This is a genomic window from Acinetobacter lwoffii, from assembly GCF_024129435.1.
In the GTDB taxonomy this organism is placed as follows: Bacteria; Pseudomonadota; Gammaproteobacteria; order Pseudomonadales; family Moraxellaceae; genus Acinetobacter; species Acinetobacter lwoffii_F.
The window spans coordinates 1-796 of the sequence record NZ_JAMXXN010000075.1 but is presented as its reverse complement, the minus strand read 5'-3'; the positions used below and the strand labels follow the sequence as shown (position 1 = coordinate 796).

Here is a 796-nt window from a genome sequence, read left to right as displayed (position 1 = left end):
CGAGGCATAGCGAATAGTAAAATTGGGTTTGGCGATTTGATTTTACTACTTCGCTATTTTTTTAAGCTAAAAGTGTCAACACACCCTAGTATTTCTTTTGGTGAATTTGATGATCCTTCCCATGTCAGCAGCAATACAGTGATGTGTTTTAATTTAAGAACCAGAACCACAGAAAGCTATTCCTTTGGAGAAAACTGGGTCACTGGTGAGGCAGTCTTTGTCGCATGGGAAGATGCTCAGGCTGAAAATGATGGCTGGCTAATGTCTTATATCCATGCTTTAGATTGTAGCCCCTCGAAAGTTGTCATTCTAGATGCCCAGCATATTACAGAAGGACCCATTGCAACGATTCATTTACCAGTTCAGGTGCCGGTCGGATTTCATTGTAACTGGATTGATTATCGGAAATTAAGAGCAAACTATTCTTAAATTAATAAGGTAGGAATTTCAAAAATTCTCGTAGTTATTAAGATGGCACACCCTCATAAAGTGTGAGAAGTTGTAATATTCGTTCATAGGCTGATGTTACTTTGAGAGATCAAAGTAACCAAAATCTTTTGTTAGGCAGAAGATTCATCCCTGAATCTCTGCCTAACGGCGACATCCATGTCGCCAATCATCTAGCAGATAAAAGATTTAAATTTTAAATGCTATTTAAACCTTTTGAATGAATAACTCACGGTCAAAACGGTACTGGGGGAAGAATAGAGATGGATCCGTAAATTTGAACAACTCCTATAAGTGATATTCTGCTCCTCAAATGATGTTATAAACATCAATATATGGAGTATTTTAT

Annotated in this window: 1 protein-coding gene; it reads left to right on the top strand. The window is 37.3% G+C overall.

Going from position 1 to position 796, the window contains the following annotated elements; genetic code table 11:
- On the top strand, positions 1–429 hold a 429-nt coding region (locus NI455_RS15365), incomplete at its 5' end, for a carotenoid oxygenase family protein (protein WP_253114891.1).
- Positions 430–796 lie beyond the last annotated feature (367 nt).